The organism is Exiguobacterium sp. SH1S1 (assembly GCF_004337245.1).
In the GTDB taxonomy this organism is placed as follows: domain Bacteria; phylum Bacillota; class Bacilli; order Exiguobacteriales; family Exiguobacteriaceae; genus Exiguobacterium; species Exiguobacterium aurantiacum_A.
This window is the reverse complement of record NZ_SJUZ01000001.1, coordinates 495,404-513,705: the sequence shown is the minus strand read 5'-3', so window position 1 is coordinate 513,705 and position 18,302 is coordinate 495,404. Positions and strand designations below refer to the sequence as shown.

The following is an 18,302-nucleotide window of genomic DNA, read 5'->3' as shown; positions in this document are numbered from 1 at the left end:
ACGAACAAATGTTCTGTTTTTCTTATCGTATCACGGTCTCAAACCGTCTCAAATAGAAAAATGAAAATAAACTTGTAAATATATTTTGAAATTTACCCAATTTTTATAGGAATTTCACAATTTAAAAACCATCTTTTAGGAAGTTTTCGTAAAAAAGTCTCCGAAATGAGCAAAATTTCGCTATAATAGACGGGTATGGATTTGACAATGACTGTGAACTAAATGGAGGCTATAACGTGATTCAGTTTGTAAAGCAATTGACGAATGACCAGAGCCGGCGCTTGAAAGGCTATCAGCGACGCGTCGACCGGATCAACCAATTAGAGACAACGATGCAGGCGCTCTCGGACGACGAGATGCGCACATATACCGAAACATTGAAAGCAAAAATCGTCGACGGCGCCAAAGTCGATGATGTCGCCGAAGAAGCGTTCGCCCTCGTCCGTGAGGCGGCGGTGCGTGTCTTAGGCATGCGTCACTATGACGTCCAGCTCATCGGCGGGTTCGCCCTCCTCGAAGGGAACATTTCCGAGATGCCGACCGGAGAAGGGAAAACGCTCGTCGCCGCGCTCCCGAGTTACGTCATAGCACTCGAAGGCAAAGGCGTCCACGTCATCACCGTCAACGAATATCTCGCGACGCGTGACGCGAACCAAATCGGGCAGATCCATGATTTCCTTGGTCTCTCGGTCGGGTTGAACGTTCCTGAGATGGAACAGAGCGACAAGCACGCTGCTTACCAGGCCGACATTACATACGGCGTCGGGACCGAGTTCGGGTTCGACTACTTGCGCGATCACTTGGTCGGGTCACCGGAAGAGCGCGTCCAGCGCCCGTTCCACTTCGCCATCATCGATGAAGTCGACAGCATCTTGATCGACGAGGCGAAGACGCCGCTCATCATCGCCCAAAAAGACCGCTCGCACATCCGCTTGAAGGAGTTGGCGCAACGTGTCGTCACCGAGCTCGACGAGGCGGACTACGAAGTCGACCTCGAATCGAAATCGACGGCGCTCACTGACTCCGGGATCTTGAAAATCGAAGACATGTTCGCGGTCGATAACTTGTTCAGCGCCGAGCATCAAGTGCTCTATCACTACCTCGTCCAAGCGCTCCGGGCGAACGTCTTGTTCGAACTCGACGTCGACTATATCGTCAAAGAAGACAAGATCGAGCTCATCGACTTGTTCACGGGACGGATCATGGAAGGACGCAGTCTGTCGGAAGGGCTCCATCAGGCGCTCGAGGCAAAAGAAGGCGTCACGATCACCGAGGAGAACAAGACGACGGCCGAGATCACGATTCAGCATTATTTCCGGATGTATCCGCTCATCGGCGGTATGACCGGGACGGCCCAGACGTCTCGCCAAGAGTTTTTGAAGACGTACAACATGGACGTCGTCCAAGTGCCGACGAACCGGCCGCGTTTGCGCGAAGACCACCCGGACCGTATCTTCATGACGGTCGACCAAAAGTATGCGGCCGTGACCGACAAAGTCGTCGAGCTGCATGAGATGGGACGCCCGGTGTTGATCGGCACGACGTCGATCGCCCAGTCCGAGGCCATCAGTAAGCACTTGTCGAAACAGCGGATTCAGCATGAGGTGTTGAACGCGAAGACGGTCACGCAAGAAGCGGACATCATCGCCGACGCCGGACGCTTCGGCAAAGTGACGATCGCGACGAACATGGCCGGTCGCGGGACCGATATCATGCTTGACGCGAAATCGAAAGAAGTGGGCGGCTTGTTCGTCATCGGGACAGAACGCCATGAGTCGCAACGTGTCGACAACCAGCTTCGCGGTCGTTCGGGACGTCAAGGTGATCCTGGCGCGACGCAGTTCTTCGTCTCGCTCGAAGATGAGATTGTCAAACGTTACGCGATCCAAAAACTTGAGCGGATCGAGAAGAAACTGAAGCCGGACGAACGTGGCGAAGTGTCCGCGAAAGACGCGGCTGACGTCATCGAGTACGCCCAGACGACGATCGAAGGACTCGGCGTCTCGATTCGGGACTACTTGTTCAAGCTCGACGACGTCTTGAACGAACAACGGAAAATCATCTACACGATCCGCGATCAGGCGGTCAACGCCGACGCTGCGGCGATCACGAACAACGTGCTCGGCATGATGCATCTCGCTTTAGCGAACAGTATCGACATGCACGTCTCGGACGAGCTCGTCCCAGAAGAGTGGCCGCTCGACGAGTTGAAGACAGACCTCGTCTACTTGACGACACGCGAGCCGGTCTGGTCAGATGAGATCGCCGACTCGTTGGAATTGAAGGCAGAGCTTGCGCCGTGGATCGACGACATCGTCAAAACGGCCGAGGCCCGTCTTCAAGCCGAGGAAGTCGTGACGTTCGTCAAAGAATCACTGTTACGGGCGTTGGACGGAAAATGGACGGACCACCTCACGACGATGAGCGGATTAAAAGAAGGCATCGGACTCCGCAGTTATGGGCAGGAAGACCCGAGTCGTCAGTTCGGTAAAGAAGGATTTGAGATCTTCGAACAGACGTATGTCAATATTGCCCGTGAAGTGACGACGGAAGTATGTCAGCTCGACCGCTATTTTGTCACGCAATTGGAGGAGGAGTAATATGTTAGGGTTTCGTAAACGTAAACAGATCGATACAGGGAAGACCGAGACAGGGCGTCAACTGACGCTCGTGATTGACAGCGACATGGGGATTCCGAAAGAAGACGAGTACATGTTCCGCTATCATGCGAAGCGGCTGCCGGCGCTCCTCGACAACCAACTGTCGATCGAGCTATTGCACGCTGAAAACTTGATGGGCGGGTTGTCGCTCGTCGCCTTGTTCCGGAACACGCTCCCGAGCTCGTTCGAAGTCAATGAATTGCCGGTTCTCCTCTTGAACAAAGACAACGTTCCGCTCGGGCGGAAAGTATTGAGCCGCGTCGACCTTCCGAGCTTCGAGCCGTGGACGAGCAAACCGGTCTATTTGGACTTTTTTGCAGATGAACTGTTCGGCGAGTTTGAAGCGGAAGAACTGACGTCGATGCGACTCGTCTTCCAAATGAATCCGATCGATCCGTTACAGATGCTTCTAGATGAGGAAGTCGAACAATTTTCGAACACGGCGTGGCAACAGCTCCGTCGCACGAACGTGTCGACACCGCCCGTCGGCGAGAATGAGTTCAATTTGATGCTCGTCTCGGTCGAAACAAGTGAGACGAACGTCACGGCGACGTTGCTTCTCCGTAACGGCTACGAGCATGAACTGAACGTTGAACAGTTACCGCTCGAACTCGTGAGCGGGGACGAAGCGATCGCGAACACGACGATTCGCTTGAGCGAGCCGGTCCAAGGCAAACACGCCTATCCGGTCTCGGTCGTCTTCGAAGACGTCACCGCGGACGGTCCGTTCACGGTCCGCATCAAACAATAAGGAAAAGCCCAGGTTCTCTAAAACACGGAGATTCTGGGCTTTTGTCATGGACATCAAGATCCGGTCGGCCTATTCACCATAGACTAGTAAAAAGATTACAACATCCATCTCAGCCCACCACTTCCTCCGCAAAAGACTCGTTTCCGAAATTGCGCCAAATCTCCTGCGAGACGGTCGAAGGCGTTCACCCGATTCGGCTCGCAATGGACAGGATGGCCATCCTGAATTCAAGATTTTAGGTGTTCTGATATGATAAAACAAGCTTTCATGTTCACTTTCGTGTGCTGTATTTAATTTTATAAGTTATCTTACAAAAAAATATGGTAGCGCTTACAAACGGGTGGTATATTGAAAACGGTGAGACCAATTTGATTCAAAAGGGGAAACAAACATGAAAACTGCTCTGAAATGGACAATCGCGACCGCACTCGTATTGCCTTCGACGTTACCGCTCCAAGCACCGAACGTCTTGGCGTCGGACGAAGACCTCGTCAAACTTCGATTTTTAGAGACGACCGACTTACATACGAACATTACCAACTATGACTACTTCCAAGACAAGGTCGATGAGACGATCGGGCTCACGAAGACAGCGACGCTGATCAAATCGCACCGGATACAGGCGGGGGCGGCGAACACGTTCTTGTTCGATAACGGGGATACGATTCAAGGGACACCTTTCGGAGACTACATCCGCGAATTGCATCAACAAAATCCGGGCACGTTCGAGCACCCGATGTACAAGGCGATGGCTTCGCTCGACTATGACGCGGTCACGCTCGGCAACCACGAGTTCAACTTCGGGCTTGAATTTTTATATGACGCGATGGAAGGGTCAAAAGGCAAGCTTCGTTTCGTCAACTCGAACGTCAAGGATTTAGAGGGGAATCCAATCGTATCGAAGTTCAACGTTGACGGACAAGAGGTCCAAATCATCGAGCGGACGGTCACGGACACGGACGGGGAGACGCATACGATCAAAGTCGGCGTGTTCGGTGTCGTCCCGCCGAAGATCATGTCGTGGGACTCGGGGAACCTCCAAGGCCGCGTGACGGTGGATGATATCATCCCGTCGGCGCGTGAAGCGGTCAGCAAGTTGAAAGACCAAGGGGCGGACGTCGTCGTCGCGCTCGCGCACTCAGGAATCGGGGAGAGTGCGGCGCTCGCCGACGCCCAACTCGATAGCGAAGAGAACGTCGGCTACGCGCTCACGAAAATCGACGGGCTCGACATGGTCATGACGGGGCATCAACACGGTCGCTTCCCGGATGCGAAAGGCATGTTCGCCTCGTTCCCGAACGTGGACAATGAAAAAGGGCTCATCAACGGCAAACCGGTCGTCATGGCGAACAACCAAGGGAAAGACCTCGGCGTCATCGACTTCGAGCTCGAGAAAGTCGACGGCAAGTGGCAAATTCTCGACGCGTCGGCGAAACTCGACACGGTCACGGCTAGCACGCCGGTCGATGCCGAAACACACGCACTGATCGACACGGAGCACCGGGCGACGATCGACTACATCAATCGTTCCGTCGGTGAGGTTCAAGACGACATTCAAAGCTACTTCGCGCTCGTCCGCGACGACGCTTCGGTCCAGTTCGTGACGAACGCACAACAATGGTACGTCGAGAAAGAGCTCGAGACGAATCCAGACCTCGCCCCGTACAAAGGGCTGCCACTCCTGTCAGCAGGCGCCCCGTTCAAAGCAGGTGGCCGTGAATTGACAGATGCCGGATACTACACGAACATCCCGAAAGGCCAAATCGCCTTGAAGAACGTGGCCGACTTGTACGTTTATCCGAACACGCTCGAAGTCGTCAAAGTGACAGGAGCGGACGTGATGGACTGGCTCGAGATGTCGGCTGGGGTGTATAACGAGATCGATGCGGATGGGGACGAACTATTGAACCTTCAATTCCGCAGCTACAACTTCGATATTTTGGACGGCTTGACGTATGAGATCGATGTGACGGGACCGGCGAAGTATGACGGCAGCGGGAAACTGCTCGACGCGTCAGCGAACCGGGTCAAAAACGTTGAGTATGACGGAAAAGCGATTACAATGGACCAAGAGTTCTTGGTCGCGACGAACAACTACCGGGCTGGGTCGAGCTCGTTCCCAGGCCTTGGCGGCGGAAAGAATATCGTCTACCGCTCGGCATATGAGACACGTAACGTCATCTCGGACTATATTATCGCGAGTAAAGGTGCCGTCGACTATAAAGCTGACGACAACTGGAAGATCGTCGCGGACGCGAAGCGGACCGTGAAGTTTGAGACGGCAGACGCCGGCAAGCAGTACGTCGACTTGTATGAAGGGATTGAAGCGACAGACGCGACACGCGCCGATGCGGCAAACCGCCTCTTCCGGACGTATACGGCCGAACTTGAAGTAGCGGCCGTCGATGTGACGCTCACAATCGATGTCATCAAGCCGGGAGCGAAGCAAGTCACAGGTGTGACGGCACCAGGGGCGAAAGTGACATTAAAAGACGGGAACAAAGTGTTGGCGACGACGACAGCCCAGGCAGACGGAACGTACAAACTTGCTGTCAAACCGCTCAAACTTCGTCAGTCATTGACGGTCGTCAGCGAGTTGAACGGACAAACGATGACTGAAACGAAAGTCGTCGGTGCCGGATTCGTCCGTACGCCTGCCCTATCATCGAAGTATACGTATACAAACACGAACACGTTTTACGGGAAGTCTTCACCGGGGGCGAGTGTCACTCTCAAGCAGAACGGCAAAACAATCGGGACCGTGACAGCAGATGACTCAGGCTCATTCAAGTTCACGAGCCGTTCAGGTTTCACAGCCGGTAAATATGAAGTGACGAGTAAAGAGATCTCTGGGAAAGTGATGAAGCAGACAGCGTTCACCCTCAAAAAACTAGTCGTCGAGACACCGAATGTATTACGTGGGGCGAAAGCGAACACGAAAGCGCTTGGTGGACGTACGACGAGTGGCGCGACGGTCGTCTTGAAAGACGCGAAAGGCAAGAAAATCGCCCAAACGAAAGCGAACTGGGCCGGTTGGTATACGTTCACATCGAAAAAAGGATTGGCGAAAGGGAACTATACCGTCATCGCGAGTGACTATAATGGATCAGGTGCGAAACAAGCGAAAATCGTACTTAAATAATGGAGCGGAGACGGCGTGTACAGCGCCGTCTTTTCTCGTGTTAAAGAAGTGTCGAAAAAGTGAACAAAACCCCTTACGAAACGTTGGGAATTGCTGTATAATCAATCACGAAAGCGTTTACATTATATGCGTAAAACATCAGGATTCATTTTTCGGGGCCGATGGGGATCGGCTACACAGTTTAAAAGGGGACAGCACACATGATTACATTCTTTATCGCCTTAGCTATTTTAATTGTCGGGTACATCGTCTACGGCCGTTACGTCGAAAAGACGTTCGGTATCAAGGAAGAGCGGACGACGCCCGCCTATGCGTCGCAGGATGGCATTGACTACGTGCCGATGGGGAAAAAACGGAACTCGATGATCCAACTGTTGAACATCGCCGGCGTCGGTCCGATCTTCGGGCCGATCATGGGGGCGCTCTACGGTCCGGTCGCCTTCCTGTGGATCGTCTTCGGATCAATTTTCGCAGGTGCCGTGCACGACTACTTGACGGGGATGATCTCGCTCCGTAACAACGGTGCACACTTGCCGCAGCTCGCCGAGAAGTTCCTCGGCCGCTCGCTCCGCCATATCGTCAACGGGTTCGCCCTGTTACTGCTGCTCCTTGTCGGGACGGTGTTCGTCACGTCACCGAGTAACATGATCAACAACTTGTTCGACGGCAACGCGTCGACGCTCGTGTTCGTCGTCTTTGCGATTTTCGCTTATTACATCTTAGCGACGCTCCTCCCGGTCGACAAGATCATCGGCCGCATCTATCCGTTCTTCGGGGCGCTCCTCATGATCAGCGCCATCGGGATCGGGGTCAGCTTGTTCGTCCAAGGCTATCAAATCCCAGAGATGACATTGACGAACATGCACCCGGACGGCTTGCCAATCTGGCCGCTCTTGTTCTTCACGATCTCGTGCGGCGCGCTCTCAGGCTTCCACGCGACGCAGTCGCCGATCATCTCGCGGACGACGATGAAAGAAAGTAATGGCCGCAGCATCTTCTACGGCATGATGATCGTCGAGGCCGTCATCGCGATGATCTGGGCCGGAGCGGCTATGGCCATCTTCGAGCCTGGTGAGTTGCTCGGCATGATCCAAGCGGGGACACCGGCGCTCGTCGTCCAAGAAGTGGCGACACTTATGCTCGGCAGCATCGGTGGCACGCTCGCCATCCTCGGCGTCATCGTCTTGCCGATCACGTCAGGCGATACGGCGTTCCGGAGTGCCCGGATGATCATTGCCGACTACTTGAAAGTCGCACAGAAGAACTTCTCGTCACGCCTTTGGATCGCACTCCCGTTGTTCGCGATCTCGTACGTGCTCACAAACATGGACTTCCAAATGCTTTGGCAGTACTTCAACTGGGCCAACCAGACGACAGCGGTCATCGCGTTGTTCGTCGGTGCAATGTACTTGTACATCAAAGGACGCAACCACTGGATCGCACTCATCCCGGGGACGTTCATGCTGTATGCGGTTTGGTTCTACATCCTCACAGCACCGATCGGCTTCAAGATGGATGGGGTCATTCCTTACGTCATCGCGACGATCGGTACGGTGACGCTACTCGTCTTGTTCCACATACGCGCACGGGCGATGCGGGCACAAAATATGGAATGTGACGTTCCGGTGAAGGAAGTCGCATAATCAAGGACACGGGTTTTTACAGACCCGTGTTTTTATTTGCAACAAAATTGGGGAATATCCATAATAGAGGCAAGGAAAGAAAGGTGGGACCCGAATGGATCAAGAGAAACTAAAAGACATGCTCCATGCCGATACGCTCGGCGAAGAAATCGCGAGCGCCGTCACGCACGGACTAGGGGTCATCTTCAGCATCGTCGCTCTCGTCCTGCTCGTCACGACCGCGACTGAGACCGGGAGCACAGGCAACGTCATCGCGGTGAGCGTGTTCGGGGTATCGATGATCTTGTTGTACTTGTTCTCGACGCTCATGCATGCGATTCCGCATCCACGAGCGAAGCGGGTGCTCCAAGTGTTCGACCACGCTGGGATTTACTTATTGATTGCCGGGAGCTACACGCCGTTCGCACTCGTGTCGCTTCAGGGAACGCTCGGATGGGTGTTGTTCGGCATCGTTTGGGGCGTCGCCATCTTAGGCATCGTCTGGAAAATGTATTCGACCGGGAAGTACATGTGGGTATCGAACGTGACGTACCTTGGGCTCGGGTGGATTTGTATCATCGTGATCCGTCCGCTTTACGAGTCGCTCGGCCATCAAGGGTTCATGTTGCTGCTTGCCGGTGGGCTCGCTTATTCGGTCGGGATCGTGTTTTACGTCTGGCAGAAACTGCCGTTCAATCATGCGATTTGGCACTTGTTCGTGCTCGCCGGGAGCGTGTTCGTCTTCCTCAGTATTTTGCTCTACGTCGCACCGAATACAGGCCTGTGAACCAGACGTCCGTGAGGGCGTCTGCTTTTTTATAAACTTAGCCAATGAAGTGTTGGAAACGGTTACAAAACTAAAGACGAATTGACGTTTGTATGTCATAATAATTTCAGACATCGTCATAGAGATAGATGAGTGTAAACGCAAGGGGGAAAATCTGATGGAAAAAGTGTTACGTGATGGCTTTATTTACATGTCTCAAAACAAAGCACTCAACAGTTTGGCTAAAAAGTACGGGCTTCGGTTCGGGGCGTCACGATTTGTGGCGGGAGAAGATTTCAAGACGTCGGTGCCGACGATTCGCGAACTGAACGCGAAAGGGCTATCGGTCACGGTCGACCATCTAGGGGAATTCATTAACACGGTCGAAGAAGCGAACCAAAACCGTGACGAGATCATCCGTGCCATCGAGATCATGGCCGAAGAGAAACTCGACGCCTATATGTCTCTCAAGCTCACGTCACTCGGATTCGATATTTCGGACAAGTTGATCGAGGACAATATGCGCCAGATCTTGACGACGGCTAAGTCGGTCGGCGTCTTCGTCGCCATCGATATGGAAGACGAGTCGCGCTGCGAGAAGACACTCGACTTGTTCAAGAAGTTGAAAGCGGACTTTGACGGACTCGGGACGGTCATCCAATCGTACTTGTATCGTTCGGAAGATGACATCAATCATCTCGCGCTGATCAAGCCGAACCTCCGTATCGTCAAAGGGGCTTACAAAGAGCCGGCGACGGTCGCTTTCCCGGAGAAAGAAGACGTCGACCACAACTACTTGAAGCTCGTCAAACTCCATCTTGCGAACGGGAACTACGCCTCTATCGCGACCCATGACGACCATATGATCGATGCCATCATCGAGCATGTGAAATTGAACAACATCCCACTCGACCAGTTCGAGTTCCAAATGCTGTATGGCATCCGGGTCGAGCGTCAACTCGAGCTCGTCCGCCAAGGCTATAAAGTCCGTGTCTACGTGCCATACGGCCGTGACTGGTACGGCTACTTCATGCGCCGCCTCGCGGAACGTCCGGCGAACGTCGCGTTCGTGTTAAAAGGTATGGTGAAGAAATAAACGAAACACGCGCTCAGCGGAGCGCGTGTTTTTGTATGATTGGCTTACGTTCCACGTTCGGCCTTGTCTTGTAAGAGTCGTTCAATAACTAGAACATACACTAGAGCAACAAGAACGCCTACTGTACCTGGCAGCACAGCAACCAAGGGGTCAGCGAGAGCTGCTTTTGGGAGTAGATAAGTCAACAATGATTTCACTCCAAAGAGTATCGCAAGGGACGAAAGCAAGACGAACGTGATTGTTTTCTTATGTATGTTTCCAAAGAACGGCCGTCCCGTTTCCTGTTCCTTTTCTTTCGTTATGCCTAACCAAGATAGCATGTACAGCACCTCCTAAAGTAATAGACCACTCTATTAAATCGATTTTTTAGTCAAAAGATGTTTTCCTAATAAGCGGTCAATTTCGCTTTGCTCGACTTCAGTGACTCCATCTTTCGATTTCGGAATAATCAACGCTTCATCTTCTTCGAAATACAGGAAACGATGTGTCTCATCCTCGTTCATTTTGATAATAGATGTCCAAGGGACTTGCGTCGTTCGACTGACTTTACCACGAACGACATGCATCTCGACATGAGTGTCATCAAGGTGGAGCGTGATGTCTTTTGGCCAAACGTTATGTTTTTTTAGTTGCTGCCGAGCTATCCAAATGGCGAATGGTCCGTGCAAATCCTTTAGGAGTGGCCTGAGTAACAGTGTGAACAAAATCCCGACACCTACTGGGAGTAAATAAAATAAAACAGGGGACTCGGGGCGAGGTAGCACAAAGGCCGTAAGCACATAGCCGAGAGTGAACGTAGGAATCATCATAATGAAAAGCCATAGTTTGCGATTTCGTTGATATAGGTTTGAATGGTGACTCAAATCATTATGAAATGATAGAAAATCTTCAAGTGTCATTTTATATGTGGTGACCATTTGCTACTCCTTTCTGAGTTAAGTCATAGTCGTGTTCATCCATTGCCTTCCATACAGACGTAGAATCACGTCGAACTCTTGATCCAGTAGGCGATTAGAATGAGATGCTCAAATGTTTTTGCAACAAGTCGTTGATTTTAGTTTGTTCAGTCTCACTTAGCGTGTTGTTTTGCTTCGGGACAATAATCGCTTCCCTTACTTCAAGGTATAAATAATAGTTTGTCTCGTCTTCGCTCACTCGTTCGATTGCTTCCCAGGCGACTTGAATCCGTTTATTTACGCGGTTATGAAGGGAGTTGACCTCGACTCCGAACTCATTAAAATACAACGTGACGTCACGTGGCCATTTCGTATTTTTTTTCAGCATATAGCGAAATTGCCAAAGCGTCATGTTTTGGTACATTTTTTTAGAGAAGCGAAGTTGGAGAAGCACCGACAATACACTAGCACTGACGGCGAGTGCGAGAATGAGCGGGGCAGAAGAGATCGTTCGAGGCAACAAAATGATGACGAGTGCAAACCCGAGATAAGCTGCAAGGAGCGAAAGTATGGCCGTGTAAAATCTCGAAAATCTTTTATGGTAAGGCGAGGTTCCGATGAAATTCTTTTGAAAAGCGAAAAAATCATCTTGTGTCAATTGGTAATGAATCATCCATCACTGGCTCCTTCCTTCCGTCTGAATGACGGGGTTAATGTCTGCAGACAACGCTAACATAGGATGGGTTAATTTTCCAACAAAAAGACCCAGTGACTGAACACTGGGTCGCCTTACAAGATTATCCGTTGATGACCGTACCGCCGTTGACGTGCATGACCTGCCCACTGACGTACGTCGAGTCGTCGCTTGCGAGATAGACGTAAGCTGGGGCGAGCTCTGCCGGTTGACCCGCTCGTTTCATTTCAGCTGAATCGCCGAACGTAGCGACTTTATCAGCCGAGAACGTAGCTGGGATGAGCGGTGTCCAAATCGGACCTGGGGCGACACCGTTGACGCGGATCTTCTTCTCGGCCAAGTTTTTGGCGAGCGAACGCGTGAACGATGTGATCGCACCTTTCGTCGACGCATAGTCGATCAACTGGTCGTTACCTTCATACGCCGTGATTGACGTCGTGTTGATGATGCTCGCGCCTTCGTTCAAGTACGGAAGCGCCGCTTTCGTCAAATAGAACATGCTGAAGATGTTCGTCCGGAACGTCCGCTCGAGCTGGTCGTCCGAGATGTCGAGGAGCGACTCTTGCGGATGTTGCTCGGCGGCGTTGTTGACGAGCACGTCCAAGTGGCCGAACGTCTCGAGCGTCTGTTTGACGACGTCTTGGCAGAACGCCGAATCACCGAGGTCACCTTGCAGCAACAGGCACGCTTGACCGAGTTCTTCGATCCGTTCCTTCGTCGCCTCGGCGTCCTCGAGCTCGTTTTGGTCTTTGTAGATGATGACCGAGTTTGCGCCTTCGTGGGCGAAGAAGATGGCGACCGATTTCCCGATCCCCGAGTCACCGCCTGTGATGATGGCGACTTTGTCTTTCAATTTGTCGCTTCCTTTGTATCCTTCGCGCTCATAGATCGGGAACGGCTCCATCTTCGAATCGATTCCCGGTTGATGGGCTTGCGCTTGTCCGTCCTTCTTGAACGATTCAAAATCTTTGCGGCTTCCGACTGTATTTAAACGATTGTCACTCATATTGTTTAGTCCCCTTTCAAAAATTGACTCAATGTGTCTATACCACACACATCAAAAAATAATCGTAAATCAGAAAAATGGAATGAATTTGAAAAATGAACGCTTGCGAATGAATTGTCATTCATTTATGATAGAAGAGTAAACACGATGGTGATTGCGATTTTTTTACGCGTGAAATGAATCACTATTCATTCTCATTTAGGGGGGAACAATATGACGAGTCACATCGAACAATCAGCCGACCTCCGTTTGACGAGCAATATCCGTTTTGCGGTCGTCATCGGTTCAGGAGTAATGGGGGCGGGGATTGCGGCCCATTTGGCGAACGCGGGGGTTCGTTCGCTCATGCTCGACATCGTACCACGTGAATTGACGGCGCAAGAAGAAGGGAAAGGGCTCACGCTCGAATCACCGGAAGTACGGAATCGGATCGCGTCCGAGAACCGTCATAAGTTGTTGAAACAAAATCCGGCGCCACTCGCGACGGCGGAACACTTGAACTTCATCGAGGTCGGGAACTTAGAAGATGACCTCGAGCGATTGAAAGAAGCCGACTGGGTCATCGAAGTCATCGTCGAACGGCTCGACGTGAAACAGCAACTGTTCGACAAGATCGCACCGTTCATCCGTGAAGACGCGATTCTCAGCTCGAACACGTCTGGGATCTCGATCGAAGCGATGGCGAGCGCCTTGCCGGAAGGATTGAAGTCACGTTTCCTCGGGACGCACTTCTTCAACCCGCCACGCTACTTGAAGCTGCTCGAACTCATCCCGACGGAGAAGACGGCGCGCCCGGTCATCGATTTCATGGCCCGCTTTGCTGAGGACCGTCTCGGTAAAGGCGTCGTCGAGGCGAAAGACACGCCAAACTTCATCGGTAACCGCATCGGCACATACGGCCTGCTCGTCACGTTCGAGGAGATGTTGAAACAAAACGCGACGATCGGCGAGATGGACTCGATCACAGGACCGCTCATCGGCCGTCCGAAATCAGCGACGTTCCGTACGCTCGACGTCGTCGGCATCGACACGTTCGTCCACGTCGCCGGTAACGTCTATGAGGCGCTCGAAGCGGGCGAGGAGAAAGATACGTTCGATGTCCCTGCTGAGATGAAGACGCTCGTCGAAAAAGGCTGGGTCGGACAAAAGTCTGGTCAAGGGTTCTATAAGAAAGACGGGAAAGTCATCCAGGAACTCAACTTGAGCACGTTTGAGTACGAACAATTGAAAGCGATTACAGGACCTGAGCTCGACCAAATCAAGTCGCTCCCAGGCTCGAAAGCGAAACTGAAAGGCGCGATCTTGAACAAGGGACGCGTCGGACAGTTGCTCTGGCCGGTGACGGCGAAGACGCTCGTCTACTCGGCACGACTCACAGGTGAGATCAGTGACTCGATCGTCGCCATCGATGACGCGATGAAGTGGGGCTTCGGTTGGAAGTTCGGACCGTTTGAGACATGGGACGCACTCGGTGTCGAAAAATCAGTCGCACGCATGAAAGCGGAAGGATATGCCGTCCCGGCGTGGATCGATGAGATGCTCGCTGCCGGACACACTTCCTTCTATAAAGGGGAGCAGTATTACGATCAAGCGTCGCAGACGTACGTCGAGAAGACCGTCAACCCGAAAGAATTGAAACTTGCACCGCTCGCCAAGTCGAACGGGATCATCCTCGAGAACGGCGGGGCTCGCCTCATCGACATCGGTGACGACGTCGTCGCCCTCGAGTTCACGTCACCAAACAACGCGATCGGGGTCGACATCATGCAGATGATCGAGCAATCGATCGACCTCGTCGAGCAAGACTTCAAAGGACTCGTCCTCGCCAACGATGGTAAAAACTTCTGCGTCGGCGCCAACCTCGCGATGATGCTCATGGAAGCGGAAGACGAGAACTGGTATGAGCTCGACTGGATCATCAACAAGTTCCAACAAGTCGTTCAAAAAATCCGTTACGCAGGTCGCCCGGTCGTCGTCGCACCTTACGGCATGACACTCGGAGGCGGCACGGAGATCAGTTTGCCGGCAGCACGCATGCAAGCAGCGCTCGAGACATACATGGGACTCGTCGAAGTCGGTGTCGGTCTCATCCCTGGCGGCGGCGGCAACGTCAACACGTACCGTCGTCTACTTGAACAGACGCCGAAATCGATGCAAAACATCGAGAAGGCGGCACAGCAGACGTTCGAGAACATCGCGATGGCGAAAGTATCGAAGTCGGCGTATGACGCGAAAACGCTCGGCTATCATCGTCCGATCGACGGCATCTCGATGAACCGTGACCACTTGACGTTCGACGCGAAACAAACCGTCCTTGGACTTACGGACGGATACGTCGCGCCGATGCGCGAGAAGTTGCCGGTCGTCGGTCGAACCGGGAAAGCGACGCTCGAACTCGCAGCGTACGAGATGTTCTACGGTGGTTATATTTCAGAGCACGACTTGAAGATCGCCAAAAAACTTGCCCATGTCATCAGCGGCGGCGATTTGGCATACGGCACGATGGTCGACGAGCAATACTTCCTCGACATCGAGCGTGAGGCGTTCTTAAGCCTCATCGGAGAACCGAAATCGCAACAACGGATGCAACATATGCTCGTCAAAGGCAAACCACTTCGGAACTGACAAAAGGGGGACTTAACAGATGAGAGAAGCAGTCATCGTGGCCGGTGCACGAACACCGGTCGGAAAAGCAAAACGCGGGTCGTTCCGAAACGTTCGTTCGGACGAGCTCGCAGGTCACGCCATCAAAGCGACGCTCGAGCGGTCGGGTTATAACGGACCAATCGACGACGTCATCATGGGATGCGCTATGCCGGAAGCGGAGCAAGGGATGAACATCGCCCGTTATGCGGCCGTACGCGGTGGACTATCACACGAAGTACCCGCCGTCACGATCAACCGTTACTGCTCGTCAGGCCTTCAAGCGATCGCGGACGCGGCAGCGAAGATCATGATCGGTCAAGCGACGGCAATCATTGCCGGCGGAATGGAATCGATGAGTCTCGTCCCGATGGGTGGACACGTCATCCGTCCGAACCCGACGATCATGGAGACGGCGCCTGAGTATTACATGAGCATGGGACACACGGCTGAGCGCGTAGCGGCCGAGTATAACATCTCACGAGTTGACCAGGACCTGTTCGCCATCGACAGCCATCAAAAAGCGGCTGCTGCGATTGCGGGCGGCAAGTTCGAAGAAGAGATCGTGCCGGTGACGGTCATCGAGCACGTCCTCGGTGAAGATGGGAAAGTCGCGGAGCGTGAATTCGTCGTCAAGCACGACGAAGGCGTCCGGGCCAACTCGACGGTCGAAGCACTCGGCAAATTGCGTCCAGCTTTCAAAATCAAAGGATCGGTCACAGCCGGTAACGCGTCACAAGTTTCAGACGGCGCCGCAGCCGTACTCGTCATGGAGCGGGAAGAGGCGGAACGCCAAGGCTTGAAGCCGATGGCGAAGTTCCTCTCGTTCGCAGTCGGCGGGGTCCGCCCGGAAGTGATGGGGATCGGACCAGTCGTCGCCATCCCGAAAGCGTTAGAGATGGCTGGCGTGAAGCTTGAAGAAGTCGGATTGTTCGAATTGAACGAGGCGTTCGCGAGCCAATCACTCGGCGTCATCCGCGAACTCGGCATCGACCCGTCAAAAGTGAACGTCAACGGCGGCGCGATCGCCCTCGGCCATCCACTCGGTTGTACGGGCGCGAAACTAGCGGTATCGATTCTGCATGAAATGAAACGACGCAATGAGAAATATGGGGTTGTCACGATGTGCATCGGTGGCGGAATGGGCGCTGCTGGCGTCTTCGAATTACTATAAGGGGGAAATGACTATGGAACGTACAGAACACGAATTGATTAAAGGCGGTAGCTTTGTCATTGACGCACTCGACGCGGATCGTCTCTTCACACCGGAAGACTTTTCAGACGAGCATAAGATGATCGGGGACACGACGTCGAGTTTCGTCGACGACCGTGTCATGCCGGTACTTGGACGCATCGAAAAACATGAGTTCGATCTCTCGGTCGAACTGTTGAAAGAAGCGGGCGAGCTCGGTCTGCTCGGTGCCGATGTGCCTGAAGAGTACGGCGGTTATCAGCTCGACAAGATCTCGTCATCGATCATCACGGAACGGTTCGCCAAAGCCCGTTCGTTCGCCCTCAGTTACGGCGCCCACGTCGGGATCGGGACGCTTCCGATCGTCTTCTTCGGGACAGAAGAGCAAAAGCATAAGTACTTGCCGAAGCTCGCGACGGGCGAATGGATCGCAGCGTACGCGCTCACAGAGCCAGGCTCAGGATCGGACGCACTCGGTGCGAAGTCGACGGCCGTCTTGAACGAGGCCGGGACGCACTACGTCTTGAACGGTGAGAAACAATGGATCACGAATGCAGGCTTCGCCAACGTGTTCGTTGTCTACGCAAAAATTGACGGCGACAAGTTCAGCGCCTTCATCGTCGAACGCGACTACAACGGCGTCTCGACAGGTGCCGAAGAGCAGAAGATGGGCATTAAAGGCTCGTCGACGCGGACGCTCATTTTACAAGACGTCGAAGTCCCGGTCGATAACCTGTTAGGTGAAGTCGGTAAAGGGCACGTCATCGCCTTCAACATCTTGAACGTCGGTCGTTACAAACTCGCGGTCGGAGCGGTCGGTTCATCGAAACGTGCGTTCGATCTCTCGGTCCAATATGCGAACGAACGCAAGCAGTTCAAGACGCCGATCAGCCAGTTCCCGCTCATCCAAGAAAAATTGGCGACGATGGCGGCGAACATTTACGCGATGGAAAGCTCGGTCTACCGGACAGGCGGGTTGTTCCAAGACAGCCTTGACGCTCTCGGTGACGAGAACATGCGCGACGGCTCGAAAGTCGCCCAATCAATCGCGGAGTATGCGATCGAATGCTCACTCAACAAAGTGTTCGCATCTGAGACGTTCGACTACGTCGTCGACGAAGCCGTTCAAATCCACGGCGGCTACGGCTTCATGACCGAGTACGAGGTCGAAAACTTGTACCGTGACTCACGGATCAACCGGATCTTCGAAGGAACGAACGAGATCAACCGCTTGATCGTCCCGGGCACGCTCCTCAAGAAAGCGATGAAAGGCGACTTGCCGCTCCTCGCCGAAGCACAGAAGCTCCAAAAAGAGCTCATGAGCTACATGCCGCAAGAGCTCGACGGTTCACCGCTCGCGCGCGAGAAGATGCTTCTATCGAACATGAAGAAGATCAACTTGATGATCGCCGGGACAGCCGTCCAGAAATATCAGCAGAACCTCCAAAACGAGCAAGAAATCCTCGCCAAGATCGCCGACATCATCAGCGCCATCTATGCGCTCGAAGCGGCGATTGCGCGGACGGATAAAGCGATTGCGCGGACTGGTATCGATAAGAACCAACAAAAAGTACGTTACACGGAAATCTTCGCCGAGCAAGTGTTCAAGCAAGTCGAGCTCATGGCGAAAGAAGTGTTGTACGCGGCAGCGTCAGGCGACGAGCAACGGATGTTGCTCTCGGCGATGAAGAAGTTCAGCCGCTATCAGCCAATCAACGTCATCGGTACGAAGCGCGAAGTCGCAGCGAGTCTCATCAAAGCGAACAAGTTCATCGTTTGACACTCCCACGGCTAAAGCCGCAAGCTCACCCCTTCGGTATGAGTGGGATTCTGA

At 53.1% G+C, this 18,302-nt stretch carries 13 protein-coding genes; 9 read left to right on the top strand and 4 right to left on the bottom strand.

Annotated elements, in window-relative coordinates:
* Positions 1–236 precede the first annotated feature (236 nt).
* The 6 genes from secA2 (at position 237) to EVJ23_RS02590 (ending at position 10,037) form a co-directional block, all read left to right on the top strand.
* Positions 237–2,600, top strand: a complete 2,364-nt coding sequence (secA2, locus tag EVJ23_RS02615) for an accessory Sec system translocase SecA2 (protein WP_131463965.1) — start codon at positions 237–239, stop codon at positions 2,598–2,600.
* Between the two features lies 1 nt (position 2,601).
* Positions 2,602–3,411: an SLAP domain-containing protein gene (locus tag EVJ23_RS02610; RefSeq protein WP_070328720.1), complete on the top strand. Its 810-nt coding sequence runs from the start codon at positions 2,602–2,604 to the stop codon at positions 3,409–3,411.
* Between the two features lie 391 nt (positions 3,412–3,802).
* Positions 3,803–6,553, top strand: a complete 2,751-nt coding sequence (locus EVJ23_RS02605) for a bifunctional 2',3'-cyclic-nucleotide 2'-phosphodiesterase/3'-nucleotidase (protein ID WP_131463963.1) — start codon at positions 3,803–3,805, stop codon at positions 6,551–6,553.
* A gap of 200 nt (positions 6,554–6,753) precedes the next feature.
* Entirely contained in the window at positions 6,754–8,196 is a 1,443-nt protein-coding gene (locus EVJ23_RS02600) for a carbon starvation CstA family protein (protein WP_131463961.1), read from the top strand.
* A gap of 94 nt (positions 8,197–8,290) precedes the next feature.
* Positions 8,291–8,962, top strand: coding sequence for a PAQR family membrane homeostasis protein TrhA (gene trhA, locus EVJ23_RS02595; protein ID WP_070328723.1), 672 nt, complete (start codon positions 8,291–8,293; stop codon positions 8,960–8,962).
* Positions 8,963–9,119: 157 nt separating this feature from the next.
* Positions 9,120–10,037, top strand: a complete 918-nt coding sequence (locus tag EVJ23_RS02590) for a proline dehydrogenase family protein (protein WP_131463959.1) — start codon at positions 9,120–9,122, stop codon at positions 10,035–10,037.
* 44 nt (positions 10,038–10,081) lie between these two features.
* On the opposite strand, the gene EVJ23_RS02585 is transcribed toward EVJ23_RS02590, so the two are convergent.
* From EVJ23_RS02585 to EVJ23_RS02570, 4 genes are all read right to left on the bottom strand, one after another.
* A complete protein-coding gene (locus tag EVJ23_RS02585; RefSeq protein WP_131463954.1) occupies positions 10,082–10,357 on the bottom strand; it encodes a hypothetical protein in 276 nt (91 codons plus the stop codon).
* 33 nt (positions 10,358–10,390) lie between these two features.
* Positions 10,391–10,936 (bottom strand): YcxB family protein, encoded by a 546-nt coding sequence (locus tag EVJ23_RS02580; RefSeq protein ID WP_161568386.1) that lies wholly within the window; start codon positions 10,934–10,936, stop codon positions 10,391–10,393.
* Between the two features lie 112 nt (positions 10,937–11,048).
* On the bottom strand, positions 11,049–11,606 hold the full coding sequence (locus EVJ23_RS02575) for a YcxB family protein (protein ID WP_131463950.1): 558 nt from the start codon (positions 11,604–11,606) through the stop codon (positions 11,049–11,051).
* 124 nt (positions 11,607–11,730) lie between these two features.
* Positions 11,731–12,633 (bottom strand): SDR family oxidoreductase, encoded by a 903-nt coding sequence (locus EVJ23_RS02570; RefSeq protein WP_131463948.1) that lies wholly within the window; start codon positions 12,631–12,633, stop codon positions 11,731–11,733.
* Positions 12,634–12,846: 213 nt separating this feature from the next.
* Between EVJ23_RS02570 and EVJ23_RS02565 the strand changes: the two genes are divergently transcribed.
* The 3 genes from EVJ23_RS02565 to EVJ23_RS02555 are packed head-to-tail and all read left to right on the top strand — an operon-like array spanning position 12,847 to position 18,248.
* Positions 12,847–15,258 (top strand): 3-hydroxyacyl-CoA dehydrogenase/enoyl-CoA hydratase family protein, encoded by a 2,412-nt coding sequence (locus tag EVJ23_RS02565; RefSeq protein ID WP_131463946.1) that lies wholly within the window; start codon positions 12,847–12,849, stop codon positions 15,256–15,258.
* A gap of 19 nt (positions 15,259–15,277) precedes the next feature.
* Complete coding sequence (locus EVJ23_RS02560) at positions 15,278–16,450, top strand: acetyl-CoA C-acetyltransferase (RefSeq protein ID WP_070328731.1); 1,173 nt, start codon at positions 15,278–15,280, stop codon at positions 16,448–16,450.
* Positions 16,451–16,463: 13 nt separating this feature from the next.
* Positions 16,464–18,248, top strand: a complete 1,785-nt coding sequence (locus EVJ23_RS02555; protein ID WP_131463944.1) for an acyl-CoA dehydrogenase family protein — start codon at positions 16,464–16,466, stop codon at positions 18,246–18,248.
* The last annotated feature ends 54 nt before the right edge of the window (positions 18,249–18,302 follow it).

What these genes read in the sequence shown, in the direction of transcription:
- EVJ23_RS02610 (WP_070328720.1), top strand. Translation starts at nt 2,602, where the DNA reads ATGTTAGGGTTTCGTAAACGTAAACAGATCGATACAGGGAAGACCGAG.
- EVJ23_RS02605 (WP_131463963.1), top strand. Translation starts at nt 3,803, where the DNA reads ATGAAAACTGCTCTGAAATGGACAATCGCGACCGCACTCGTATTGCCT.
- EVJ23_RS02600 (WP_131463961.1), top strand. Translation starts at nt 6,754, where the DNA reads ATGATTACATTCTTTATCGCCTTAGCTATTTTAATTGTCGGGTACATC.
- trhA (WP_070328723.1), top strand. Translation starts at nt 8,291, where the DNA reads ATGGATCAAGAGAAACTAAAAGACATGCTCCATGCCGATACGCTCGGC.
- EVJ23_RS02590 (WP_131463959.1), top strand. Translation starts at nt 9,120, where the DNA reads ATGGAAAAAGTGTTACGTGATGGCTTTATTTACATGTCTCAAAACAAA.
- EVJ23_RS02585 (WP_131463954.1), bottom strand. Translation starts at nt 10,357, where the DNA reads ATGCTATCTTGGTTAGGCATAACGAAAGAAAAGGAACAGGAAACGGGA.
- EVJ23_RS02580 (WP_161568386.1), bottom strand. Translation starts at nt 10,936, where the DNA reads ATGACACTTGAAGATTTTCTATCATTTCATAATGATTTGAGTCACCAT.
- EVJ23_RS02575 (WP_131463950.1), bottom strand. Translation starts at nt 11,606, where the DNA reads ATGATTCATTACCAATTGACACAAGATGATTTTTTCGCTTTTCAAAAG.
- EVJ23_RS02570 (WP_131463948.1), bottom strand. Translation starts at nt 12,633, where the DNA reads ATGAGTGACAATCGTTTAAATACAGTCGGAAGCCGCAAAGATTTTGAA.
- EVJ23_RS02565 (WP_131463946.1), top strand. Translation starts at nt 12,847, where the DNA reads ATGACGAGTCACATCGAACAATCAGCCGACCTCCGTTTGACGAGCAAT.
- EVJ23_RS02560 (WP_070328731.1), top strand. Translation starts at nt 15,278, where the DNA reads ATGAGAGAAGCAGTCATCGTGGCCGGTGCACGAACACCGGTCGGAAAA.
- EVJ23_RS02555 (WP_131463944.1), top strand. Translation starts at nt 16,464, where the DNA reads ATGGAACGTACAGAACACGAATTGATTAAAGGCGGTAGCTTTGTCATT.